Genomic DNA, 26056 nt, shown 5'->3' on the forward strand with positions numbered 1-26056 from the left:
GAGAGGAGAGGCACCAAAGTCGGCGGCGATCCGATGCCGCAAGAGGATCACGTCAGGAGGTGAAACCCTGCCCGAAAACGACGCAGCGCCTGAGACGGGAGGAACCCGACCTCAGACGCCAAAAAGAGCTGCCCGCGAGCAGCTCTTCGTGGGGAAATTATGTGTCCGAACCCCGCCAAATCAGTGGCGTGTTGTCGAAGATCTGCCACTGGATGGGCACTCAGGGTCAGCTGGACCACTACTCCGAGTATGACTCGGGTCTTCTTATAGGTCAAGCGCTTCGGCGCAATCGAGACGCATGACTTCGAGCGATCCTGACAAGCAGAGTACCTGTTTCGGGGGCCGTCACATGACGGCCCCCGAAGCGGCGCCGGGCGCGATGGTCTTCCGACTGGTGTTCCCGTACGAGGTTCTGATGTGAGCGGGCGCATCGCTCCGCTTACATCTCGGGGCCACCATGGCTGGCCGGCCGAGACTGTGCTGACGGGCCACGTTTGCCAGTAAAGCGTCGCTGTTGGAGCCGAGCCGAGGCGCGTACGGTGAGCATAAGGACCAGGGCGAACTGCGCGCCGATTATTACGAGGCATTCTGTTGCCGTGAGCACTCCGCGGGCCGCGTAGAGAGTCGCCAGCGGCAGCAACGACGCCGACGCCACGCCGACAATCTCGATCGCCGTGGCGGTCAGAATGTGCGCACGGTCTTCAGTCAACTCTGCTGAGGCGGTAATGCTCCCGAGGCTTGCAACATCGACCTTGATTCCCGCCTTCGCCGTCGGCGCAAGTTGGCCCGCCTGGTTCTCGTTCGCTCTCGTTATGCTGCTCACCGGCTAACTCTCTGTTGGTCTCCTGTCCCGCACTCTGAGCAGCCCAGCACAGCAGAATCCTGTGCAAGGGCTATTCGAGCAGGGCATCGGCAAAATCGCGCCGGTCTCAGGGCATCGACGCGCGATGCCCGCCGGCATTCCACTGCTGGGCCCCATGGCCGTGAGCGCCCGACTCGCTTGGGCGAGGTGGTCAGCGGAGGTCGAAGAACTCGGCGGCTTGCTTGCGGATCCGCCCGAGCCGCTTGGAGACAGCGCTGTGGTTGGCGTAGCCCATCACCTCGGCAACCTGCGTGAGGTTGGTGACACCGCTGTGGAGCAGCACGACGACCTGGCGGTCGCGTTCGTCTAAAATTGCGAGGAAGTCGCCGGTGACTATGTTGCCAAGGACCTCGGTCTCCGGACCTTGGACCGGAACAGTCTCGGTCAGCTCCACGAACCGGACCTTGACCTTCAACCGCTTGTGATAGAGCTTCCGTTCGAAGTCTTCTCGGGCGTAGCTCCACCGGTCGGAGAAGTCCTCCTCGACGCGGTTGGAACGCACGGCTTCGAGGATCTCGCGGAGCCGTCCGTGGGTGTCGGCCGTCTCGATAGTCTGCCTCACGATCTGCTCAGCCTCTTCCTCGCCGCACCACAGCAGCCCGCCCATCCGAGGATTGGCCCTGACACCACCGTCGAAGACCGTCCCGTCGGTGAAGTGGACGGGGTGCGCGGTAATTCCGTGGTCGGTCTCGCCGAATCCGCGCAACACGTCCTGGACCACTTCCGTGCCGGCCGGCAGCCAGAAGTCGAGGTTGTGGGCCAAGAGGCGGATCGGGTCGGAGTCGCTGAATCTATTCAGCGGCGACTTGCGAAAGAGGTGACTCCACACGGTGGAGGCCCACGCTCGGGAGAGGCGGACATCGAAGTCTTCGGGGAGATAGCGGTCCGGTTCCGCCGTATCCATCGTGAACGGCCACAAACCCCGCCGAATCTGGGGCAGGCCGTGCCTGTCGAGCATCGCCTTGGGGATTAGGTGGAACAGCGGGGCGTGCTCGTAGTACCGCGACCTGGTTCGCGGGACGAACACGACGTTAAACTCGCCGCGCTCGGCCAACTCCCTGACCGGGGACGGGAGTTCTTCCTCGTCGAACATCAGGCTGCGGTACTGGGCGGCTTCCCACTGCATGTTCCAGTTCGCCACGGCCAGCTCCAGGTCGCGATCTTGCGCGGTGCGGCCGGTCGTGGCGATCGGGATCGTCACGTACTCGGCTGGCTCCGGATCGTGGGCGCGCAGCACGGCGTTGTACATCATGCCGGTGGAGACGTTGCTCAGGCTCGGATACCAGTCCGGCTGCGCGTCCTGCTCGCTCGCGTCCAGGAAGAGCTGCGAGCGCCAGTAGGTCTCGTCGTCCTCGTCCTTGGAGAGCGCGGATCCCTCGGCCATGTCTGTGTCCGTCGTCGCGGTGGTGATAGTCACGTACCCTCCACGACACTACTTCCCGAATCCGTTCCGCGGGAGCCGAAGATTTTTCTTGGCACCTCGTAGATCATGCGCGGCGCTCACCGCGCAATCATGTCGGCGCCTCCCGCAGTTAGTGGATGCCAGTTCCCGTTTCCCCGCATGGGCGGCGCCTGCCTAACCCCAGACCTGCGGGTCGGCGCACATGTCACTGGTAACCACTCGACACCGCCAGGGACGTCGGGCCCACTTCCAGCGCAACCGGACTTACCACGGGCCGACGCCGGTTGTCGCCGCCAACCGTGCACGGCCATAGAATTGCGCACTGTGGACGTGAGTAACGACCTCATCGCGCTCGGCGGCGCTGCGACGGGCGCATTGGCACTTGCGACAGCATGGTCATCCGAGCTGACCCGAAGGCTCGTCAAGGAAGGCAAGCTGTCACGAGACCAGTGGACAGCGATCGCGGTGGACTCCGCGCGTACGCGGCTGGACCAGAACGCGGCCACGGTCGACCTGACTTATGGCGAGTTCACTGGACCGCTGCTGCCGTCCACGATGCTCGACGGACGCGCCAATCCGTGCCCGCCGGCTACTACATGGAACTTCCCACGAGACCAACAGACGATGCTCGCCGTGCGGAGCGCAATGAAGCTCACCAACAGCAGCGAGAAGATCGTCTATGGCAAGGCAGTCGGCGCAATTCTCATCGAATCGATTCCCAACAGCGGTGAGCGCGTGCTCGACACCGAACACAGCTTTTCACTTTCGCCCGGTCAAGCGTGGTCGTTCTGGCTCGAGGCGCGGGCGCCGCTCGCCGAGTGGGCCCTGAACTACAAGTACGCGGAGGCTGGCGAGGTCGGCCATACACCGGCGTGGGGCTCAGTTTGGATCACAGTGCATGACGACAATGACAACGGCGTCGATGACTGGTGGTATCCAATGCTGATCGGAACCCCGATCGTCCCGATCAAGGACGTGGCCGCAGGCTGGCGCCTGCGCCCGCCCGGAGATCCTAAAACAGTGTACTTCGATAGCGGACCGGCGCCGCAACGCTCCCGCACCTACTGGCTCTCTCGGTCTCAAAGCATGGTGCTACCGCAGCCCCCAGCGCTCGCCGCACACTATGCGGAGATGGAGAAGAAGAACAAGAAGCGACGAGAGCAACTGACTGCCGAGCTTGAGAAGCAGATTGCATCTCGCTCGGAATCGTCGAACAATAGTCCGCTCCGCTGATGAAGCGGGCTGGCCGATCTACCAGTCTCTGTCGTCGGTGGGTACACCGTCGTTTGCCGACAGGTACGCGTTCCATCGGTCAGCCGCCTCAAGGATCGACTGATAGAACTGTTGCTCGATGCTTCCCGCCGGGCATCGGTCGGCAAGCTCTGCTGCTGCCGATCTCTGATCTCCTGTATCCGTTACATGCGTCCAGCTCATCCCGAACCGGTTTCCGGTGAACGCCACCCCACGGAGCGCTCCTTGGAGGTTGCTGAGGCACTCTGGGCCAGCCTGCCGCGCAGCGTGCAAGGCTGCGACAATGAACTCAAGGTTTTCCAGCAGGCTCTTCGGGGCGTTGCGAAGCATCACGGCAACGGCGTTCATACCCGTGATGGTCGGTGCGACAAAACACTCCTCGATGACCTCGATGACCCTTTCATCGAATGTGCCGGCGACAGCCGAGAACAGCTGCGGACCGACCACCGAGCGCCAGCCGGAGGCAGGCGCGTCGATGAACCAGGCCCGGACCTCGCGTAGATAGTCCTGGAACTTTGGAAGCTCCCGGAATCGGTATTTCTCGGTCGACCTGTTGCGTAGCGGCGAGAATCCTCCGGCTGCGGTCTGGTTGTTCAATGCCTTCGCCCGGCCCAGCAGCAGTTCGAACACCCGCCGCGGATCGTCGTAGCTGAGTTGGATGAGCAGCTCGCCGAGCGCGTAGCCCTCCAGCGAGTCGCGCTGCCGCAGGCTGTAGAAGATCTGTTCCTGGAGTGCCTCGGGAATCAGGCGCCAAGGCAGGGCTCCTCGCGGGCCGACGAACGTCGCGAACTCTTCCCAGGCGAAGCGCTCGTCATCGGGTGGGACGATGACGAGGAGCTCCGCGGCCAGTTCAGGGGCCGTCTGGGCGAGCGAGCGGATTGCCCCGAACGCCAGCTGGGATACACGTGCGTCTTCGTGGGCGGTCAGGGTCCGCAGCAGTTCCCGTTCCCCGTCCAGGAGGGACTGGCGTTGTCCGCGCTGCAGCCCGAAGACGAGGGCGACTTCGCGGGCGAGGTGCATATGACCGGTGGCGAGCAGATCTTTTGCCACTCCGACGGCCGCCTCGCCGGCTGTCTCGACGAGGGCGAGCAGAATGATGGAGCACTGCCCGGCGAGTTGGCCCTCAGGCGAGGCGGCAACCCGCTCCAGCAGGGACCTGCCCAGAGCGGGACGGGCTCGTACCGTGACGAACAGGAAGGGGCGCGGCTGGCCTGTTTCGTCTCCGATGAGGTTGTGCAGCTCGTCGATCAGCTGCTCGATCAGTTCAGCAGCTTGAGCATCCCCGAGCTCCCGGAGTCTGGCCCCCGCGGCGGAGAACAGGTCCTGCTGGGCGCGGTTGCGGTACTCAAGGTCCAGTTCCACGCGCATGTCCGCCGGCGGGTCGATCGGCCCGCTGTGGAGCGCGCGCGCCAAGTCGTTGCGGAGTTCGGTCGGGATCGTGGCGAAGATCCCGCGGCAAGCCTCCCTGATCGGGGCGCTTCCGTGCTCCGAGAGCCACTGGATCTTCAGGCGGAGTGACACGTAGAGCGCCGCCGGGAGAACAACGTCTTCCAGCAGGGCCTGAAGCCTTGAAAGGACGCTGAGGTGAGAGGTCTCCCAGAGTGCCCTGACTTCGGGCGCGATCTCGCCGAAGCGTCCAATGGGCCCGAACAGTGCGGCCCCGACCATACCCAGTGCGGCCGCGATGGTGCCCGGTTCCGGGGAGCGCAGGCGTTCGAAGACCAGGTTCAGTACGCGCTCGCGCAGGGCCGCGGTGGGCGGGTGGAGCGGATCGATCAGGAAACTGCTCAACACCAGCGCATCGGGCCTGAACGACTCTTCCTGACCTTCGGCTGCCAGCAACGGAGACAGGACAGTGAGGGGATCCATAGAGCCGCCACCGGCTGCGCCGACCCATCGGACAACGGCATCCACCATCAGCTCCTGGTGCCACGAGGGCCCTGCTGGGGTGTATCTCGCCAGGCCGCCCAAGATTGCAAGCGGATGGGCGGGATAGCGCCCAGGCTCGCGAGTGTCGTCGAGGGCGAGCTTCCACAGCAGGTCCACGGCGGGCGCGAAGTACTCGCGGTGCGCTGCGACTCCGCGCAGTACCGGGCCGATGGCGTCCGCCAGGAGGCTCTGGGCGGCTGTGATGTCTGCCGCCTGTTGACCATGGCCGGCGATGGGGTTCTCCACACCCCATTGCACGAGTTCTAGGCAGGGTGCGGGCTGAAAGAAGGCGACCCTTGCAAAAATGTTGAGCATCGCCAGCCGCTTGTGGGAGTCGCTCTCGCGGAAGCGCCGCTGCACTGCGGCCCACAGTCCGTCGAGCAAACGGCTCGGGCGGTTCGAGCGTTCCTGCCAGTCGATGCGCCCGGCGTTGACGATGAGGTTCTCGAGGGCATCGCCTTCGACGTGGGGCAGGACGTCGTCGATGTATCCGGTGGAAGTGATCCCCTTGCTGCCGCATGCCGCTCGCGCGACGAGCATGTCGCCGAGCAGATCGGGCACCACGCGATAGCTTGAGCCGCGGGCGAGGAGTACCTCCATGCGCTCCAATTCGTCGAGCTCGCCTTGAACGTGGCGGAATGGTAGAGCCACGATCCCCGAGAGCGCCGCCTTGAAGACTTCGTCATGCGCATGCACCGGCTGCAGCGCGGCAACGGCGGTCAGGACTTCGGCGCGGGTGAGTGACTGGGCCGCCGCGTCCGCGCCGACCACCGCCGCATAGGAGTCCATCACTGCGGCGCGTAGTCTGGCGTTGCTTTCGAGGTGGTTAGGATCGAGCTCGCCGTTCTTGATCAGCGCCGCGCCGACCACGATCACGAGTGGAAGGTCGTAACCCGCGGCGGCGAGACGAGGCGCAAAGTGCGCGTGGCGCGTGCCGAGAGCCTCGCGGGCCAGATCCTGCGCGTCTTCGTCACGCAGATGCTCCAACCGCACAGCAAATGCCTCGTCGAACGCCAAGCGCGCGGCGATCAGCTGACCACGAACCACCGACTGGCCGTACGGCCGCAGGGCGAGAAGGACACGAGCTCGCTCGTTCTTTTCGAGCACGGCATTGATCACAGCCGTCAGTGGATACGGCTGCGTGTGGGCATCGTCGATCACGACGACGAGATCGCCCGCGGGAAGATCCGCGAGCGCGTGCGAATCGTAGGGCGCGTGGATGTCCAGGAATCTGATGTGCACGCGGCCGTCGGCTGACACGCCTTGGCTTGCTGCGTGCAGGAGCTTGCTCTTGCCCAGGCCACCGCGCCCGACCAGCACCCCCAGTCGGCCGTGCCCGCCGCGCATGAACTGCAGGAGGCCGTTGAGCTCTGCCTCACGCCCGACCAGTTTCCACTGATGGGTGAAGCGGATGCTGCGTTCGCTGCGGCGGAAGTAGGCTTCCGGGTCCAGCAGTGCGGATATCGCCAGCCTGTTGATCTCAGTTGGCGGAGGCGGATCCGGTACAGGCGGATCAGGGCTCCGCACGGCTCCAAGGATCAGCCGCTTCACGGCGGCGTAGCGAAGATCATCCCTGTCCGGCGGTTGGATGATGCTGAAGTGGTTTCCGGGGAGCACTCCCGTATCGTCGAACGTGGCTTGGGCCGATGCACGAGTGACGATCCCGTCCTTCTCCCCAGCGAAGACGGTGAACGGTATCCTGCAGCCGTGAGCTGTCGGCACCGCCGGCGCGCGAACGACATCTCTCATCAAGCTGCGCAGAGTGTCGGAGACCGGTTCGTCGTGCGGCCGCAGCCCTCGTTCCTGAGGGTTGTTGAGCACGAGCGCCCGCCGCAAGCTGCGCAGCAACTCGGAGCCGGTGTTCGGGGTTGCCAGCTGAACCACCTGACGGACGCGCTGGAGCTCCAGACCCCGTCCGTCGTGCAGCATCCGCACGAGGTGCCGCTGGATGACCAGGCCTCCCATCGAGTGCCCGATCAGGACGAGGCGCTCGTAGTCGTCAGCGTACGCGGCCAGGTGCGACTTGAGCTTGTCCGCAGCCGTGTCGATGGACGGCATCCGCTGAAAAAGCCTCGGCCGCCCCCCGCTCGGGAACCAGATGCCCGTGGCGTACTCGAACCACGGCTTAACCAGGCACACAGATTCCGCGAGGTCCTCGTCGCCTTCGATCAGGTCAGCGAACTTTTCCCACGTCTTGTGGTTGGACCTCACGCCGTGTACCAGAACCACGCCCAGCACTCGCGCCGCCTCTCCGAGTCCACCGTCGTCGTCGGCGCTCGGCCGAGATGCCCGACTAGGTTACTGAACACCACCGACACCGGCTGCAAGGTTGAGCCCGGAACCCGAACGAACTGCACTCGCTCTGGCCCGGCTCGTGATAGGCCCGGGGGCCAATCACCAGCGTGTACCGCGGAAGATGCGGTGCTTCCGAGGGGGCCTGTGCGTCCGCCGACACGATGCGCGGAGAACGCGGCAGATGGCAGGCGGATCAGACGCGTCCGGGCTTCACCTTGGGGAGGCAGGACCGGACGACACTAGGGCTCAAGCCGTTGCCCAGGGCACGTCTTCGATGTATCCCGCCATCCGCACCGCGGAGATACGCGGGTGAACCTTGCCGCGATAACCGACGTAGGCGAGCAGGGCCATCTCGAAGAGGTGGGTCGCCAGCAGGTACCCTTCGACGATCTCCTCGTACGTCCAGTCCGAACGCTCTCCGCGGCTCGGGTGCATGATCGCGTTGCGCATCTTGACGATGCAGGACAGGCCATCGAACACGGCCTTCGACGATTTCGCCGCCAGCCTGGCGCGCAGCGCTTCCAGATACACCTGGTCGGCTGGTACCTCGAGATTGGCAGCGCTGCGCAGGGAGGTGATCAGCTCGCGGATCTGCCCCTCGACCCACAGTTTGTCCCACTGCGCCTTGCTGTGCGTGCCGAGTTCCTCGACCAGATGGCTGTAGCTGAGGAGGGTCAGCCCGCTGATCGGGAGCGTGATCCCGAGCTCCGCCTGCCCGGCCTGGGCCTGGACGAGGTAGGAGGAGGCGTCGCGCAGCGTCTCGCGCCTCAGGTCGTCCTGCCAGATCTCGAGCATGCGGCCGAGCAGCTCGCCGACTTGCGTGCTTGCGACCATATGGTCGAGCCAGGTGCCCGAGCCGCTGTGCGGATCGATCCTGCGGAAGCGCCAACGCGTCCAGACCGCCTCCTCCTGCTGCCAGCCGACCGGCAGCATCACGCACACGTGCCGTCCAAGAGCGATCGTCAACCCGTACCCGATCACTTCCAGTGCCGTATCGGCCTGGTCCGCAGTGAAGCACGCCCCGTCCTCGCGGGCGAGCTCGACCACGTGCGTGGCCTGATAGCCGTGGTTGCGTTCCAGCTCCTTCCAGTCCGCGTCGCTCAAAGTGAGGCTGTCCACGGTCACCACCCATCCGCCGCCCTTACCGATGGTGCGCGCGCTCACCGGCCACCTCAGACCGCGCGGGTCCATCACGGGCGATCCGTCGCCGGCGTCGAAGCCGTTCACAACCAGCCCGGTGACACGCGAGAGGGCGCTGCCGTCGCCGAACTCAGACGGAAAGACCATGGTGGTCAGCTGCTCGCCGATCCCGGAGGCTGGCGCGGTGTTGACAGCAGCTTGCGCGGGCTTGGGCGGCACTCCGGGCACACCGGGCAGACGCACGCCGGGAATGATCACCCAGGCGGTTCCGGGCTGCTGGGCCCGCCGGGCCAACTCGGCTCGGAAGCGGTCGCGAAGCTCCAGAGTGCGTTCGCCGCACGCCTCGATCTGGGGATGCGGGAGCCACTTGAGCTCGATGGTGCCGTGGTAGGCCAACTCGTCACAGTCCGAAGGGGGAAGGCAGTACTGGCCGCGGTAAAGCGCGATCGGCTCGTTTAGGGCGTTCGGCGTGTACAAGTGCCTGAGGATCTGGGGATAGAGCGGCTGCCCGGTGCCGAACTCGATGCAGGGGCTGTCGAGGGTTTCGTTCGAGGGCTCATCCCGACCACCACCGTGCGCGTCCGACGTCATAGCAACGATGATGGGGCAACGCGAACTCCACGTGCTCGCAATTATGCGCTGAACCCGACACTCCGCCCCGGGTGCCTGCCGCTGCCGTCTTCCTCTGGCCCCAACACGTGCCCGGAGATGCTGGACCTTCAGCAGGCCGCTTCGGCCAGCAGATGGGATGGCCGTCGCGCCTCGAACGGGCGTTGGGCGTTGTCTTCCTAGGTGATAAGAGGAATCGCGCCGTACTCGCGTGAGGCCAGAGCAGTCCACAGCGAGCCGTCGGTGCATGCGGTGCGCCGCCCGTGCGCTTGGGTGTGGCGTCGCGTGCGCTCGCTGACCTGAACGGTTTCCGCGAGGAAGACTGGCACCCCGGTTTGCTAGGACGGACGCTGAGCAACAAGAGACCGACTCCTCCGATCTATCGACCTCCGCTGACTGGAAGAAGCGCGTGATGACCCAGACCTCGACCAGGACCGCACCGCCCGCGGCGGGCGGGGTCGGTGCGCTGCGCGCGTGGGCGTCGTCTGCTGCGGCGCGGACGGTCGAGGTCGGGCGTGGGCTGTTGAGGTTCGCGTTCTACGGGCGGTATTCGACGGAGGATCGACAGAACCCGGTCACCTCGCATGCCTGGCAGCACGACCAGGCCGAGGCGACGATCACGGGCGAGGGCCGGATCACCGAGGAGTTCTTCGATTGCGGCCGGTCCCGGACGCTGGCCTGGCATCTGCGCCCCGAAGCTGCGCGGCTGATCGAGGCGATCAAGGATCCGAACCGCGGCTTCGACGCGATCGTGATCGGCTCCTACGAGCGTGCCTTCTACGGCAACCAGGCCTCGCTGATCCTGCCGCTGCTGGAGAAGCACGGCGTGCAGTTGTGGATGCCAGAGGTCGGCGGGCCGGTCACCTCAGGACACGACGAGCTCGTGGCGCTGCTCGGGATCCTGGCCAAGCGCGAGATCATCCGTGCCCGGGCCCGCACCGTGGGGGCGATGACCGCGCTGGTGCGCGACTACGGCCGGTACGTCGGGGGCCGGCCCGCCTACGGCTGCCGGCTCGTCGCCGTCGGACCGCACCCCAAGCGCCAGCACGCCGCTTGGGGCCGGCAACTGCTGTGCCTCGAGCCCAACCCCGAAACCGCGCCCGTGGTCGTCTGGATCTTCCAGATGCGCCTGGACGGACACACACTGGCCCGGATCGTACGGGCCCTGAACGACGCCGCGATCCCGTGCCCCTCGGCCGCGGACCCGCAGCGGAACCCGCACCGGGCCGGTGTGGCCTGGCAGATCCCGACCGTGCAGGCGATCCTCGCCAACCCCGTCTACACCGGACATGCGGTGTGGAAGCGCACGTTTGCCAAGCACGAACTCGTCGACGAGGACAACCTCGCCCTCGGCTTCGCCCAGCACGTGCGCCGCAACGCCCCAGACCAGTGGGTCATCTCCATCCCCATCGCGCACGAGGCCCTCGTGAGTGAGGAGCAGTTCGTCGCCGTCCAGAGCACCCACAGCCCGCGCCCGGACCAGGTCCACGACTACCGATACACCGGGATCCTGCTGTGCGGCGAGTGCGCCCGGCGCATGGAAGGGTCCTGGAACAACGGCGCCGCCGCATACCGCTGCCGGCACGGACACTCCAGCGCCAGCAGTTCCGCGAGCCGGACACCCCAGGCGTACGTCCGCGAATCCCACCTGCTCGCCCGCATGCCACTGCTCCACCACCGACTCGTCTTCGACCGAGCGACGACTATGACCACTGTGAAGGCGGCAACGCCCGCGCGCGCCATACCCGGGCGCGCCGTCGCGCCCAAGGCCGTGACTCCGACGCCACAGGAGGTGATCGACGAACTGCGCCGCACCGCGCGCACCCTGACCTACCACCACCCCACCAAGACCCTCGAGGTCAGTGGGAAGCTGCCCATCCGCATCACCGTCTGACCGCGTCCCGGACACACGCGTCAGGCATCACATCGCACCACCCCGACACCGCACGACGAGACCCTGAGAGGAGAGGCAAGGAAGCCGGACGGCGCCCGACGCCGCAAGACGATTACGTGAGGAGGTGACACCCTGCCTGAAACGACGCAGCGCCTGAGACGGGAGAAACCCGAGCTCAGACGCCAAAAAGAGCTGCCCGAAAACAGCTCTCCGTGGGGAAATTATGTGTCCGACTGATCTGCAACTAGTGCCGTATCAGGCTACATTCACCCGGTCGAGCTTGTTCGACCGGGTGGCTTGGCGTTCGGGCCCTGATCCGTGAGACTGGGTCGGTGGCCGAGCGTGTCAGAGTGCGTGAGATTGACGATGACGAGGGAAAACGCCTGGTGCGGATCGTGCGCCGGGGCACCGGGTCGGTGGTGACCTGGCGGCGGGCGCAGATGGTTCTGCTCTCAGCGCAGAACATGGACGTCGCCGGCATCGCGCGGGTCGCGTTCACCAGCGAGGACCACGTACGGGATGTGATCCACAACTTCAACGCGGACGGGTTCGACTCCCTCTACCCGCGCTACCGCGGCGGTCACCCGCCGAAGTTCACCCTCCCGCAGCGCCGGGAGATCAAGAAGATTGCCAAGACCAAGCCGGCCGAGCACGGCCTGCCCTTCTCGACCTGGAGCCTGTCCAAACTGGCGGACTTCCTGGTCGCCGAGGGGGTGGTCGACGACATCAGCCACGAGGGCCTGCGCATCCTGCTCCGCGAGGAAGGCGTCACCTTTCAACGCCTGAAGACGTGGAAGGGCTCGACCGACCCGGAGTTCAAGCAGAAGAAAGCCCGGATCGAGCGACTGTACGCGATCGCCGACGGCGAGGCCGAGCCGCGTGACGGCGAGCCCGAGATCGTGATCTGCATCGACGAGTTCGGGCCGCTCAATCTGCAACCGCGCCCGGGCCGAGCATGGGCTGCGATCAGCGGAAACGCGAAGGAACCTGGACGCGAGCCCCGCCCGCGCCTGCGCGCGACCTACCACCGCACCGGCGGCGTGCGCCACCTGTTCGCCGCCTACGACCTCGGCCGCGACCGGCTCTACGGGCACGTACGGCCGAGAAAGACCCGCACCCGATTCCTCGAGTTCTGCCGGTACATACGCAGCCTCTACCCGCGCGAAATGCGCATGGCGATCATCGTGGACAACTTCTCCCCGCACCTGAGCACCCGGCGTGACCAGAAAGTCGGGACATGGGCGAAGGCGAACAACGTCGAGCTCGCCTACACCCCGACCAACAGCTCCTGGCTCAACCGGATCGAAGCCCAGTTCACAGCCCTGCGCTACTTCGCTCTCGACGGCACCGACCACCACACCCACCAGGAACAGGGCAGCATGATCCGCCGCTACATCGCCTGGCGGAACCGCAACGCCGATAACCGCGAACTACGCCGCATCGTCAACCGGGCGAACGTAGCCTGATACGGCACTAGCCGAACGCTCCGCGTCACACTGAGCCTCTATCTCGAGTATGGCGAGGATCCTTCTTCGCGTCAACCGATTCAGCGCAATCGAGGCGTAAGACTTCGAGAGATCCTGACACGTAGGGTGCCAGTTTCGGGGGCCGCCGCATGGCGGCCCCCGAAAGCCTGAGTGGGCGATTCTCGGAGCGTAATCGGATATCTGATCCACTCCAGAGCGTGCCCTCGTGCGAGCTGGTGTTTCGGGTGAACCGAGATGGTGTCTTCCCCAGTCGGCAACGGGCGAGACGATGCCCGTAAGCGTCGATGCGGATCTTCCGCAAAGGTTGGGTTCGCGGGCGTGGGCAGGTGGTGGGTGCGGATGACCGGGGTGCGCCAGGCTCAGGCGCGGTTGGAGCGGTTCGGTGCGTGCGGCATCGCCGGCGGACTGGTCCTCATTATCAAGAATTAAAGTGAAGCCAGGAGGACACAACCGCACCTTGCGCCGTAGCCGAAACCTCCTTCGATTGGCCCGCTGGACCTACAGTCGCCGCCACGCGGCACGGCGTCATCCTGTCCGGGGAGATACCGACAGGGCCACGGCTCGCCGCCAACTTCTGAGCCCAGTCGAATCGTCCGCATGTCTTGGACGCGGGTGGATGACCTTGGTGTGCGCTCAGAGGGAGAACGTCTCCGTATGATGAGCAGTCCGGCGTTCGCTCATGGTATGGAGGTTGCGAGCAGTCATGATGATCAGCTCCGTGAGACGGCGCGTTGCGAAGGAGCTGCGCGTTAAGCGTGCGCGTGCCCGTCGTGACGGGGCTGGCGAGCCCCCGTGGCCGCTCGGAGCGCGGGCTGTCATCCAGCTTCTGGGCCACGCGTTGAGTAGTGCGCTCGGATTGGCTCTGTTGTCCATCTTCGGTCTTGGAGCGCTTGTAGTTCTCAGCTACCTGCTCAGGCGATCATGGGGAATCGGGGCAGCGACCACCGGGCTTCTCACTACTCTCTGGCAAGTTCAGGCAGGCGCCGTCTCGCTTGCCCTGGCCTTGGCGGTGTTCGTGTTCGGCCTGTTGCCGCAGACTCGCGGAAGAGTGACCTACCGAGAGTTTCTGAGCCGCTCGGGTGCGCTGCCAATCGTCGCGCTCGGCGTGGTCTCCATGATCCTCGACGGCCTGGTACTGCTTGGCGTCGGCCGTCAGATAGCCCCGTCGACTCCTACGGCAAATGACGGGCATGGCATCGCGGTAACCGACGCGATCATCCTCGGACTCGCATCCGTCGCTTCCATCGGCGTCCTTTTCGTGTTGACCATCAGAGCGATCGATCCGGCAACGGCGCAATCAGCTCAATTGACGTACCGCGCCAACGTGCTCGGGGACGCACTGCGGCGGGAGATCGGGGAGGCCGCCGCCATCGACTTCATGGAGCGCGAGTTCGGCGGGCCGCGGCAAATGTTCTACGCCTCTACGGCGATCCGCGGTCGCAATGTTGAAGTCCATCGCTCGACACCCGTAGTCGTCTACGACCTGTCGCCGTGGCGGCTTAATGCTCTGCGACGGTACGCGAAGGTTCGCAAGCTTCAACAGCCGGTCATCCACTGCTGGCCCGGCAGGAGACTGCGCGGAGGGACCGGTCAGGTCCTTCTCACCATCGACCCCGCGGCATGGCCGCCAGTCAGATGGTGGGCCCGCCGGTGTGTGAAGGTGCGCGACGTCGGGCCCGATCGATTCCTCCAAGCGCTCGATGCACTCCACACCGAGGCTCTCGAATCGATTAGGGCCGATCGCCCAGTCGACGCGGTGGAAGGAATCCAAAGTACTGGCGATATGCTGGATGCGGTCTGGAGGGCATACAGAGCGCACGAACGGCGCTACTCCACCGCCACCGAACAAGGCTATTGGCTCTGGCTGGGCCGAGATCGCCCCGTGGCCCTGAGCATCATCGAGCGGCTTCAAAGTCAGGCGAGAGCCGCAGCGATCAGCCGCGACGCGGACCTTCGCCGGAAAGCCGCCAGTTTGGTGCGCCAGGCCGCACAGCGAGCCGCCACGTTTCGGGCCGAAGCCTCAGTTGCCGCCCTGATGAAGACCTTCGAGGTTGCCTATAGCGCCGTGGTAGACGAGGTGCGTGAGTCCGGCGCCACATGGCCGCCGGCCGACGGTGCCGCACGCCGTCGCATCAACGAGACAATCACCGCGCCAGTCTCGCTCTTGGAACGAGACATCCGCACTCTGGTTCTCGGCGCACTCAGCGTCGATTACGAGAACGCCCCGCAGGAGGCCTGGCGAACCTCGTTCACGGCGGCACGCCACTTGATCGAGCAAGTGAATGTGATCAATGAAGGAATGCTGAGCCTTCTACGGAGGGCCGTCGAGGTCGATGACGGGCCGACCATCATCCAGATCCTCGCGCGGTGGCGGCACGTCTCGTTCACCGCCTCAGCACGGACACAGATTGAACGGATGGCAGCCCCGGCGGAAGTCTCATCCATAGGCGAGTTCGCGGCCCTGCAGACCGAGCTCACCGGCGCGCTTGATGACGCTACAAGGCAACTGCGCGCCATGCACCTCAGGCTGTTGGTCACCGCCGTACATCTGGACGGGGACGGGACACTCATTCACAGCAGCGCGATCCACCCAACCTCGCCACAAGCCCGAAATGCCGCTGTCGAGAACACACTCGCCGAACTAACGCCGGTAGAATTCTGGCAAACTCTTCCGGCGGCTCTCGACCAGGCGAGGGAGCACGACCGCCAACGCAGTCTCCGCGACAACGAACTATCCACCCTCGGAGTGGTCTTCACCGGAGGTACTCGGCCAAGCTCCGATCTACTCGAGGTCATCATCCTCGCCCTACTGATGCGCCCGGAGCTGATCGACGGCAGCGCCCCCAGCCCAGAGCTCGCGCTGACGAAAGGCGAGGCCATCCGCACCGCGGTCCGCACCGCGCTCAGCCGGTACCTCGCCTGGCTGAACCGCTACGGCGTGGACGAGGTGGCAGCGCGTCAACGTGCAGAGCGAATCATCGCGGTGATCTCACAGAAGGAGGAGGACGCGCGCGATGGTGCCGCGGAAAGCGTCATCCACGCTCCCTTGAACAAGCAGAGCCGGACACGGTTTGAATCCGAGGCCGGGGCTCGCTTCAACGACTTCGACCTGACCGGTCGGCTTCTCTCGTGGTCCGGCTCGAAGCCGGCCTATTCCGCCGACCTGCCCAGTAGCGACACGCCGTCGGCAGAAGCCGTATCGGCGATCCCTCGCGAGCTGTTGACCGGCGAAAACTCTGACCTCTCGGACGCAGCAACGAGTCTGGGCGAGATGCTAGCCGGCCATGTGATGGCGGCCTTCCTCAAAGTCGCGCGGGACAACACGGCAACGCAGCAGACCACCATTGTCGACGCCCAAGGCGCGGTCCTCTCGGCCTGCGCGAAACTGCAGCAGCCTCGCGAGCCTGAGACTAGAGCAAACGCCGCTCGGGTCGTCGTCCTCATTCCCTTCTCAACGCCGTTACGTGAGGCGCTCGGCTTGACTGCGACTGGAAGGCCCAGCGAGACGCCGGCGCAGCCGCCTTTGACGGAGCAGGAGGAACTCCGGCAGGCGGCGCTGCGAGAGTTCGGCCTTGTCGGCCTCGAAGCCCAGTGGCAGTTCGCCGGACTCATCGGAACGACACCGGTCTTCCAGATAGGTGCCCTCAACAACGAGATTCTCATCATCGATTTCGCGAACTTCGTCGACTTCGAGCCGGCGCACTCAAACACGGCGAAGCATCTCGAGGCCGTGCTCACGATCAGTGAGCCCGAGCAGAAGGAGGCGGAACAATCCGTCGCTAACTACCTTGCAGAGTTGGCTAAGCAAGGTGGCCAGCCCCAAGCGGGCTCCGCCGAAGCTGACCGTCAGGCCAAGACATTGATTCGTGACGAAATGCTCCGCCTTGTGGTCCGGTTCGCCGTGTACGGGCACTTCTCCGTCCGTGAGAAGAGCGCGGCTCACCTGCTGAGCTTCAAAGTTAGCTAGGAGCGTCACGAAAATCGTCGTGTTCTGATGGGTTGGCCGGTGTAGCCGCCCACTTTTCTTGTTCCCGTCACACCCGACGGTCCCAGCCTGCGCTTTCGTGGCGGCTTTGACGGTCTGAGAGTCGATCGCCACCGCGCTCGGCTCCTCAGTGCGGCCACGCGCCGGCGCAGTACGTCGTGGATGTGCTCGGTCGTGCCGTCGTCGCGCCAGGCGGCGAAGTACCCGTAGACCGTCTTGAACGGCGGAAAGCCGTGCGGAAGGTACTTCCAGGTGTCATCCCGTGCGATGACGTACAGCGTCACGTTCGTGGTCTCGCGCAAGTCGTGCAGCGGCTGATCCGTGCTGACCTTCCGCTCGAGCCGCGGTGCGCGCCGCGCGGCCACCTGCGGCTCGATCAGCGCCAACTCGGCGTCCGACAATGTCGACCGTCGCGTTATTCCCCAGGCCTGCCGTCACCGAATTCCTCAGGGTCGGGCCTCTGGTTGATGTTCTATCGTGAGTGTTCTACTTCTGTCTAGTTGTCCATGGGGACAGCGGTCGCCGACTGTCGGGGGCGCTTGTTCGGCCGGTAGCTCGGGGCGTTCATGAAGATCTGGTGGCTGGTGTTGATCAGCCGGTCGAGGAGGGACTCGGCGACCACGGGGTTGGGGAACAGGGGGTACCAGTCGACCGGTGCCCGGTTGGAGGTCAGGATCATGGATCCGCCGAGGGTGGCGCGTTCGGTGACCAGTTCGTAGAGGTCGTCGGCTTGGGTGGCGGTCAGTTCGCGCATGGCGAAGTCGTCGAGGATCAGGACCGGGATGCGGGCGTATTCGCGTAGGCGGCGCTCGAAGGTGCGGTCGGCGTGTCCGCCGGCGAGGTCGGCCAGCAGGCGGCCGGTCTTGGTGAAGCGCACGTCGGCGCCGGAGCGGATGGCCAGGTGGCCCAGGGCTTGGGCGATGTGTGTCTTGCCGACTCCGACCGGGCCGTAGAGCACCACGGACTCCCCGGCTCCGAGCCAGCGCAGGGCGGCCAGATCGCGGATGGCGGCGGCCGGCAGCTTCGGGGCTGCTGCGAAGTCGAAGGCCTCCAGAGTGGAGGGGGTTTCGAAGCGGGCGCGGCGGATGCGCCGGTTCATCGCGGCCGATTCCCGGCGGGCGATCTCGTCCTCGCACAGGACCTGGAGGAACTCGAGGTGCCCGAGGTCGCCGGCGCGGGCCTGGGCCAGGCGGGTGTCGAGGGTGTCGAGCATGCCGGAGAGCTTGAGGGCGCGCAGGCTCGCATGCAGCGGGGGTTGCAGGATACTCATGGGAGATTCCTTACGTGGGGAAGGGCCCGGTCCAGGTCGCGGGCGTACTCGCGTAGGTCGGTGATGATCTGCTCGGTGTGGTAGCCGGGCTTCTCGGCGGTGAAGCGGCGCAGGCCGGCCCTTGCCGCGCCGGAGGCCTCGAGGAACTCGGCAAGTAGCGCGGTCAGATCAGCCAGATCGCGGGCGGTCACCGGGTCCAGGGGTATCGCGCCGGGGCTCATGACGCCCGCACACCGGGCATGGGGATCACGGTCGCACCGGTCGCCGCGCCGGTGTCCGCCGTGGCGGGCGCCTCCGGTAGGGACAGGGGGATGACGTCGGCGAACAGCTGCGAAGGGCCGCGCAGGAACGCCGCGGCGCCGCCGTCGCCGCTGCCCTCGGGCACCGGGTCGTGCTCGAGCCCGGCCTCGAGCACGCCCTTGACCGTGCGATAGGACGGGTCGCCGGCCTCGATCGCCTTGTGGCAGGCGGCCTCCAGCCGTGCGGCGGTGTGCTTCTCGGCCAGCCGCAGCACCCCTTGGGCCGATCGCAGCCGGTAGAGGGCGTTGACCTCGAACAGCGACTCGATCACCTGCGTGCACCCCGGCCCGACCTCGGCGGCCCGCTCCCGGCACCACACCGGGGTCCGCATGTGGAAGGCGATCTTCTCCTCGGGGTAGTCCTTCAGGTCGGTGCGCTTGCGCTCGTGCCGGACGTGGGTCTTGACCAGTTCGCCGTTGTGGAAGATCTGCACCATCAGCGCCGTGGAACGCGCGTCGACGCTCTGCCCGATCAGCCGCCAGGGCACGGAGTAGAGCGCCCGCCCGACCTTCACGTGGATATCCGGGCCCACCTTCGCCCTCGACCACACCGCCAGGGTGAACGGCTCACGCGGCAAGGCGCCGAGGGCGCCTTGCTCCGCCGCCTCGAACACCGCCAGCGGCGCCGCCCCGTCCAGGCCCCGGTGCCGTCGCATCCCGGCCACCTCCATGCACCAGGTGCGAGCGGCGGCCTGCATCGCCTCCAAGGAGGCGAACTCCCGCCCCCGCCACAGCGAATCGCGTATGTAAGGCATCTGCCGCTCGACCCGGGGCTTGTCCTTCGGCTTGATCGCGCGGGCCGGGTCCACCAGCGTCCGGTAGTGCGCGGCCAACTCCCCGTAGGACCGGTTGATCCTCGGGTCGTACAGGTCCGGGCGCTCCACCCCGGTCTTGAGGTTGTCGGGCACCAGCCGGGCGGGCACCCCGCCGAAGAACTCGAACGCCGCCACGTGCGAGGCCGTCCAGGACTCCTGGTCCAGCGCGATCACCGGGCGTACGAACATGTGCCGGGAGTGCGCGAGCACCATCACGAACGCCTCGATCCGGTGCCGGCGCCCGGTGCGCGGGCTCGTCCAGGTCCCCAGCCGCCCGTAGTCGATCTGCGCGACCTGCCCCGCCACCGCGTCGGACGGGTTGAGTACGGCCACCTGGCCGCGGCGCACCTCCTCGGGCAGGTTCGCCGCCACGTACCGGCGGAAACTCGACTCGGAAGCCACCAGCCCCCGCTCATCGCGCAGCCGCTGGTGGATCGTGGACTGGTGCACCCGGGCTGCGAGCATCTCCACGATGTAGTCCCGATGCACCGCGATCGCAGGCCAGGTGATCTGCCGCACCGAGGCGTCGGCCAGGTCCGGAAACCACGACCGCACCAGCACCCGCCAGTCCTCCTCGCCCATCACCGGCCCGCCCGGAGCGAAGCCCGCCGCGATCGCCGGAGCCAGGTACTTGCGGATCGTCTTACGGTCCAGCCCGAGAGACTGCGCGAGCTCGACCTGGGAACGGCCGGCATACCAATGGACCAGAATCTCCGTAATGTCCATCACTTGAAAGGTTCTCCTCGCCATCGTGCTCCCTCGCCGTCAAGTCGCTGACGAGGAAGCCTCACACGGACGAGGCCCGACCAGACCACCAGCCCCAGCCACGCTCCCACTGAGGAATAACGTGACGGACGGGGTGAGGAATTACGTGACGGCAGAACCGTCAGGATGGGGAATTACGTGACCGCCGACACCGACAAGTCACTGCGATACGGCTTACGCGGCGCCATCCTCCCAGCTCAGCGCAGTAACAGCGACGAGGCGGCCACTTTCGCGCGACATCAGCCGGTCGTGCGAGAGGTGCCCCGCGACCCGTCTCAGGATGCCCACTACGGGCACCGGAGCTCGTCCGGCGCTTTTTTCGGGCGGGGCCTTGGTGCAAGTAGCTGATCTCCCGACTGCTCACGCCAGGTCTCCAGGGCGCGTTTGAGAAGTAGCTGTCAATCGCCGATGAAGACGAGGTGGATGCGGCTCGCAGTCGAGCAGATCCGCAACAAGCAGCAGTTCGGCAGCGGCCCCAGCTCCCTGCCAAGGCGCTGTCGATCTGGGTCTTCAACTCTGGATCAACAGCCGCATCCGTTACGTGTTGAACGAGCGCGCGGAGTGGACCCGTCGTCGGAGTCGGGGCACCGCCAAACTTCGATCGAAGTGCCCGCCCCGGATCAGGATCGGGCCGGCCAGTCGGTCAGGACAGCCTCATAGGCATGCAGCGAGACGTCGTCCGTGAGGCTGGCGAGCGCGGCCACGTACCCGTCCGGCCTGACCAGGATCCGTCCGCCGCGAGCCAGACCGAAGCGTGTCACGGCGAGGCCCTGCGGATCCGCGATCGTGATCGCGTACCCGTGCGAGCCGTAGGCCGTGCCGCTCTCGGCCGGGATCCCGGTGGTGCCGGCGGCGACCAGCAGCTGCCGCGTGACGGCGCCGAGGGCTCCGGTCAGTTCGGCCGCGACAGGCGCGGCGACGGTCACCAGCACGTGGCTCGTCTCAGCTGCCAGCGCTGTGCGCAGTTCCGGCAGGGCATCGGGCAGGTGGTCTCCCGGGACAAGCTTCGACTTCAGTCCGCCTGGCACGACCGCCGGGCTGCCGTGGTACTCGATCCCCGTCTCCTCGGCCGTTTGCGCGATCGCGTGCTGTACCGGGGCGAGCACGGTCGCGGCATGCATCGCACCATCACGGATGCGCTGCGCGACGGGGTGCGACAGTGTCGCGGCCTTGGTCATCTTGGTGGTGAAGGAGATCACGTGCGCGCCCACCGGATGCCGCTCGGCGTGGTAGCTGTCCAGCAGCTTCGATCCGGCCGCCCCGGTGACACACAGAGCCAGCTTCCAGCCCAGGTTGAAGGCGTCCTGTATACCGGTGTTCATGCCCTGTGCCCCAGCAGGGCTGTGCACGTGCGCGGCGGCGCCCGCCAGAAAGACTCTGCCGTGACGGTATTGCGGCACTTGAGCGTGGCGGATGTCGAATGTGGTCAGCCATCTGGCGTACGTGATGCTCAGGCGTGCGCCTGAGCGCTCGTCGGTCACGCGCTGCAGCCACTGCTCGGTCGCCGGAGCGTCCTCGGTGTTCGAGACCTGCGCGATCAACCGGACCCGGTTGCCCTTCATCGGGAAGACCATCAACAGGCCGTCGTGCGGGGAGAAGAACGTATACATGGTGTGCGGGTCGAATCCGTGCTCCGCGTCGACGTCGCCCACCAGGAAGCGCTCGCCGTGGAAGTCGCCTTCCAGCGCGGTGCCGAGCAGGTGGCGCACGGCGCTGCGCGCGCCGTCGGCGCCGACCAGATAGGGCGCCGTGGCGGTCTGGACCGAGCCGTCGGACAGTCGTATAAGAACTCTTACCCCGGATTCGTCCTGAGTCAGGCCGGTGAGCTCCGACTCTCGCTCCACCGTGACGCCATGCCGGGCCAGCGCCCCGGTAAGAATGCGCTCGGTCTCCTTCTGCGCGGTCATGATCGAGTACGGGAACGCGCTGTCGACGCTCCCGAACTCGATGCGGAAGGGCTTGCCGCCGGCCGGATTCATCTCCAGCGCCGTCGTCCGCACTCCGGAATCGATCAGCTCGTCGAGCACGCCGATCGCTTCCAGCATCTCCAGGCTACGGGGGTACACCACCGATGGCCCGGGACTCTGTGGTGGGGAGCGCGAGCCGATCGATGACGCGCACCGGCACGCCGCGACGGGCCAATTCGATCGCCGCGGTCAGGCCGACCGGCCCGGCGCCCACGACAATGGTCGGGACCTCCATCAGAATCCTCTCGATCACGGCCAAAACGAGGCGAAAATCGGCTGCGCGCACTCTACCGACTCCCAGACCTGGCCAGTAGAGCGGTGGCGCCGTGTCCCCCTTCGTGGAGGGCGGCGGCCAATCCCGTAGCTATGTTGGTCGCGTAGCGCGTGGTCGGGAGGCTGCGCTCTTGCGCGGACGCCTTGGCGGAGGCGGCGCAGACGCGAGCACCCCGGGACGCGACACGATGATCACCTCGCTGATGCCCGGGACCTCGAGCAACGCCCGGCGGGTCAGGTCATGATGCTCGACCGAGCTCGACTCATCATAGATGAATACGACGATCTCCTTATACAGATCGGTCAGGTTGAGATAGCCAACGGAGTCCTCCATGATCTCTTTCTCGATCTTCTCGAAATCGGCCGACTTCCGGGCATACTTCGCCTCAACGAGTACTTTAATTTTTGGCAAACCGAAGTCAGCCCGAAAGCTGTGGTGGCCGACTTTTGGAAGAGTTTCCTCGTCCTTGACATCATCAAAGACGGATCGCAGGATAATCCACAGGATATCCTGGACTTCTCGTTCGGCAGTGATTGGCCATTTGATTGGATTTTGAAGTGCGTCGTCATCCCATCTCCAGCGGCGCATCGCGGCTTCGAAACGGCGTAGCACGAGACTTACGTGGGAACGCCCTAAGACCACCTGGTCGACGCTCGTGTTCACAATATCGATCGCGGCGTGCAGTAGCAGAGCGCACCGCGGTGCGGAGAGTCGGCTGGCATCCGTGCGGAGGACTGCTTGCAGGGTCCGCTGTTCGAGCAAACGGGCGGCGTCTGCATGCTCAAGTTCTCCGTGCCTCCCCATCGATATCCATCGGGCTGTGGCCAGCTCAACGGCGTCGGTGAGTGGGCTTGTGTCAGGGATCCGTGCTGGTTGGCTGTCCAAGAGCGCCACGCAGTAGGACTTGAGCAGTTGGAGGAACCCGTCGGGTGGCCGGTAGGAGGGGCTTGTCAGGACGTTCCGCAACCATCGGGACGATTCCGGCCGTTCTGTTCGAGCGGCGACGACTGCGAGGCTGATGCCCACCAGCTGTGCGGGGTGGTATGGAAATCCCAGCTTGTCGCGAAGCGGATCACGATCAGCGAGTCTGCGCAGTCCCTCATGGAGGGCGCTTCGGTCTGTCGAGGGCCTTTCACTCGGGAAGTAATCGATATCGAAACCCAGCACTGCCAGTCCGTTGGCGTCGAGGGGTGATTCGCCAGGTTCAGCTCGCCAGCGCTCGCCCAAACTAGAATCCCAGACGATCGCGACGGACTTGTCCGCCAAAATATGGCGTGCCAGAAGTCCATCCAAGCTACCGTCTGCGATTGCTTCGGCAATTCGCTGCTCAAGTGCACTGATCTGAGCCCCGATAAGGAGCTGGAGAGGTGCTTCCTCGGGCACTTCAGGTGTTTCAAAGCTCACAGGAACCACCTGCTGTGGCGAAGCTCGGTCGTGAAGATCGAATCGGGATTCCAATTAGTGACGGCCCGCAGGTGGCCGAGCAGGTCGGCGATCAGCGTCGAGTACCGGATCGTGACGGGTAGATGGTCGGGGAAGAACCGGCGCCAGGAGAGAGCCGAGAACCGGAGAACCTGCCCGGCTAGATAGTGCAAGTCCGTGAACGTCGATTCCCGGTGGAGCTGGATTTTCAGAGGCCGTGGAGCTCCTTGCAACGGCTGCTTCATGTCTGCCGCGTCCGTGACAGTGATCAGCATCTCGCTTCCACTGGCCTCTACAGCGAGGCCGCGTGTGGGCACTGCCTTGCCGATGGTTCGACGCCCGCTCCGGCGCCCAGCACCCGTGGGGTCGAACATCAGCCAGTCGTGGTCATCGCTGACGTGGAGAAAGGCGAAATCGATGCCCGCATACCTTGACGTCAGCTGCTCGACCAGGCCTTTGACCGCTTGGGCCTCCGCGTCCTTGAGTGGCTTGAAGACGTGAAAGATCAGCCGAATCGTGTCGTCGCGCTGCCAGCCGTCTCGGGACTCCACGTCGCGGATGCAGCTCTTGAGGGTCCTCAGGAGTTCCTGCGGGTAATGCTCGTACGTGGTCTGGTGCGATGCGTTGGAGAGAAGATAGTTGCCGTCGGAGCTGAAAACCGTCGTGATCCCGACGAATCGCTGACCCGTGCCGTGCCGTGTCGTCTGGACGTCGGCGCGGCCGATGCCGATCACCAACTCGTGGGCCATGGGTCTGCGTGTGGTGGCGATGACGAAGGGCGTGCCACCAAGCTTCGCATAGCATGCCATCGCGATGCTGCTGCAGGTCGAGGGCAAGTCGGCAGTCTCGATAGTTTCGATCTGTACCTCTTGGACAGGGATCCCTTGGCCCATGAGGATCGACTTGCTCACGTAGTAGGGGCTTTCATCGCCGGCGAGGTGCTCTTGTTCTTCGCTGACGACGACGAATGCGAGGTCCGGGCGGGTGCCTGCCGCGGCTCGCAGGCAAGCTTGGCGGTAGGCCTCCGGGTCGCAGGCGCCCCCCTCGAAGACCACGCGCTCGACCTTGCAGTCGACCAGGCTGTAGGTGCGCACGAAGCCCTTTTCATAGCTTGTGCCGGGCAGCCCATAAAGCAAGCCATTGAGATACTGTTCGGCCCGACCCGCGAATTGCTGCGGGGTGATCAGTGTGATACGCGGCGTCTTGGGCGTGAAGCCTTCAGAGTCGACGGGGCCGAACTTCTCAAGTCCGGGTCTGACGAAGCGGTGAGTCTTGCCGCCGGCCAGGTCGAAGACGAACGTGGGCGCCTCCATCTTGCGGACGGGCACAGGCCGCGTGGTGCCCGCGGGCGCGCCGATGGCAGCCCGAACATCGGGCGCGATCGTCAGCGGGTTGAGTGAGATCAACCGGTTGCTGATTTCCTCTATGCGGGCAAGTCGACCCTCCGCGCCACCGAAGCGGAACTGTTCCTCCGCCAGCTGAGACTCAATGCGCTTGAAATCTCGCCCTGCAGCTACCTCGAGGACATCGCCGAGTGCCTCCCGGCGTGACTCCAACCAGACGTCTGAAGCCGCGACTTCGCTGCGACCACTGGAGTCTGTCAACTGGAGCGTGTCTCCGTGGACAGCTGTAACCCTTCCCAGCAACCGACGTGAGGCCCTGGGGTCCATACCAGGCGTAGGCTTGGAGCCGTCGTGGGCCATGACATATCTGCCCTGGACGGAGATGCCGCGGCGCATCAACTCACTGACCGGCAAGTCGATTTCGTAGCGGGTCTTGATGCCGACAAGAAGGCCCGGAATCTTGCCCGGCCCTCGCCTGCGGGCTTCTAGACGGTACTGGGGGTAGACATGCAGGCCTTCTAGGTGAACCCCACCCGCCGCCTTCACAAGCAGATCGCGGCCGGGCAGTCTGGAGACGAAATCGAGCGGTTGGCGTCGCAGTAGCTCAAAGCGCCAACGTTCGGTCAGGATGCGGCCGACGGCGGCGCGGAGCAGCGGTGTGACGACGCTCAGGTCTTCTTCCGTGTCGAACTTCTTGGCTGCTCCAACCACGGGTGCATCGACGGTTGTCGGCACACAGACAATCGACGGGCCCAGCCGCACCACTACGTGGCTGGCGGCGAGGTCTTGGCTCAGTTTTTTGAGCTGTTCAGGGCCATCGAAGGGCAACACGCCCGCGGAGAACTTGCCAGGCTTGTAGCGCACGGGCAGGTAGTTGAGCACGATATTCGGTCCCCGCGCCGGTGAACCGGGCGGCCGGGACGAGTATCCGGCACGCTCATTGGATGTGCCTGGCATAGGACCGGAGCTCCTTATCCAAATGCCTTGCGCCGGGCTACTGCTGACTCCGACGCAAAGGATCAACAAACCAGATGTGCTGACACGAAG

The 26056-nt window shown here is 65.4% G+C and carries 16 protein-coding genes; 4 read left to right on the top strand and 12 right to left on the bottom strand.

Annotated elements, in window-relative coordinates:
• Positions 1-439: 439 nt before the first annotated feature.
• Together ACTRO_RS47730 and ACTRO_RS36415 are read right to left on the bottom strand one after the other, a co-directional pair.
• Positions 440-823: a hypothetical protein gene (locus ACTRO_RS47730; protein ID WP_157436637.1), complete on the bottom strand. Its 384-nt coding sequence runs from the start codon at positions 821-823 to the stop codon at positions 440-442.
• Positions 824-1013: 190 nt separating this feature from the next.
• The gene (locus ACTRO_RS36415; protein ID WP_034270581.1) at positions 1014-2279 is read right to left on the bottom strand and encodes a hypothetical protein; all 1266 of its coding nucleotides are present in this window, start codon (positions 2277-2279) and stop codon (positions 1014-1016) included.
• 309 nt (positions 2280-2588) lie between these two features.
• Between ACTRO_RS36415 and ACTRO_RS36420 the strand changes: the two genes are divergently transcribed.
• Positions 2589-3497, top strand: coding sequence for a hypothetical protein (locus ACTRO_RS36420; protein ID WP_157436638.1), 909 nt, complete (start codon positions 2589-2591; stop codon positions 3495-3497).
• 18 nt (positions 3498-3515) lie between these two features.
• On the opposite strand, the gene ACTRO_RS44415 is transcribed toward ACTRO_RS36420, so the two are convergent.
• Together ACTRO_RS44415 and ACTRO_RS36430 are read right to left on the bottom strand one after the other, a co-directional pair.
• Positions 3516-7682: an alpha/beta fold hydrolase gene (locus tag ACTRO_RS44415; protein WP_051451929.1), complete on the bottom strand. Its 4167-nt coding sequence runs from the start codon at positions 7680-7682 to the stop codon at positions 3516-3518.
• A 303-nt stretch (positions 7683-7985) separates the two neighbouring features.
• Positions 7986-9470 carry a YopA family protein gene (locus ACTRO_RS36430; protein WP_034270587.1) on the bottom strand — a complete coding sequence of 495 codons (1485 nt, stop codon included), beginning with the start codon at positions 9468-9470 and terminating at the stop codon, positions 7986-7988.
• 430 nt (positions 9471-9900) lie between these two features.
• Between ACTRO_RS36430 and ACTRO_RS36435 the strand changes: the two genes are divergently transcribed.
• From ACTRO_RS36435 to ACTRO_RS36445, 3 genes are all read left to right on the top strand, one after another.
• The gene (locus ACTRO_RS36435; protein WP_051451930.1) at positions 9901-11382 is read left to right on the top strand and encodes a recombinase family protein; all 1482 of its coding nucleotides are present in this window, start codon (positions 9901-9903) and stop codon (positions 11380-11382) included.
• 332 nt (positions 11383-11714) lie between these two features.
• Entirely contained in the window at positions 11715-12848 is a 1134-nt protein-coding gene (locus ACTRO_RS36440) for an IS630 family transposase (protein WP_034270238.1), read from the top strand.
• Between the two features lie 724 nt (positions 12849-13572).
• Positions 13573-16836, top strand: coding sequence for a hypothetical protein (locus ACTRO_RS36445; protein WP_034270590.1), 3264 nt, complete (start codon positions 13573-13575; stop codon positions 16834-16836).
• A 5-nt stretch (positions 16837-16841) separates the two neighbouring features.
• On the opposite strand, the gene ACTRO_RS51550 is transcribed toward ACTRO_RS36445, so the two are convergent.
• The 8 genes from ACTRO_RS51550 to ACTRO_RS36480 form a co-directional block, all read right to left on the bottom strand.
• Entirely contained in the window at positions 16842-17255 is a 414-nt protein-coding gene (locus ACTRO_RS51550; RefSeq protein WP_051451931.1) for a transposase, read from the bottom strand.
• A gap of 95 nt (positions 17256-17350) precedes the next feature.
• Positions 17351-18124 carry an IS21-like element helper ATPase IstB gene (istB, locus tag ACTRO_RS36455; RefSeq protein ID WP_034270593.1) on the bottom strand — a complete coding sequence of 258 codons (774 nt, stop codon included), beginning with the start codon at positions 18122-18124 and terminating at the stop codon, positions 17351-17353.
• On the bottom strand, positions 18121-18345 hold the full coding sequence (locus ACTRO_RS36460) for a hypothetical protein (RefSeq protein ID WP_034270596.1): 225 nt from the start codon (positions 18343-18345) through the stop codon (positions 18121-18123). The genes istB and ACTRO_RS36460 overlap by 4 nt, the downstream gene beginning before the upstream one ends.
• Positions 18342-19967, bottom strand: a complete 1626-nt coding sequence (gene istA, locus ACTRO_RS36465; protein ID WP_034270599.1) for an IS21 family transposase — start codon at positions 19965-19967, stop codon at positions 18342-18344. Before istA ends, ACTRO_RS36460 begins: the two co-directional genes overlap by 4 nt.
• A gap of 656 nt (positions 19968-20623) precedes the next feature.
• The gene (locus ACTRO_RS36470) at positions 20624-22048 is read right to left on the bottom strand and encodes an FAD-dependent monooxygenase (protein WP_157436640.1); all 1425 of its coding nucleotides are present in this window, start codon (positions 22046-22048) and stop codon (positions 20624-20626) included.
• 7 nt (positions 22049-22055) lie between these two features.
• On the bottom strand, positions 22056-22256 hold the full coding sequence (locus ACTRO_RS50555) for an FAD-dependent oxidoreductase (protein ID WP_051451933.1): 201 nt from the start codon (positions 22254-22256) through the stop codon (positions 22056-22058).
• Positions 22257-22334: 78 nt separating this feature from the next.
• Positions 22335-23648 carry a PD-(D/E)XK nuclease domain-containing protein gene (locus ACTRO_RS47735; protein WP_157436641.1) on the bottom strand — a complete coding sequence of 438 codons (1314 nt, stop codon included), beginning with the start codon at positions 23646-23648 and terminating at the stop codon, positions 22335-22337.
• The gene (locus ACTRO_RS36480; protein ID WP_034270603.1) at positions 23645-25891 is read right to left on the bottom strand and encodes an argonaute/piwi family protein; all 2247 of its coding nucleotides are present in this window, start codon (positions 25889-25891) and stop codon (positions 23645-23647) included. The genes ACTRO_RS47735 and ACTRO_RS36480 overlap by 4 nt, the downstream gene beginning before the upstream one ends.
• Positions 25892-26056: the final 165 nt, after the last annotated feature.

This window comes from Actinospica robiniae DSM 44927 (genome assembly GCF_000504285.1).
Taxonomy (GTDB): Bacteria; Actinomycetota; Actinomycetes; order Streptomycetales; family Catenulisporaceae; genus Actinospica; species Actinospica robiniae.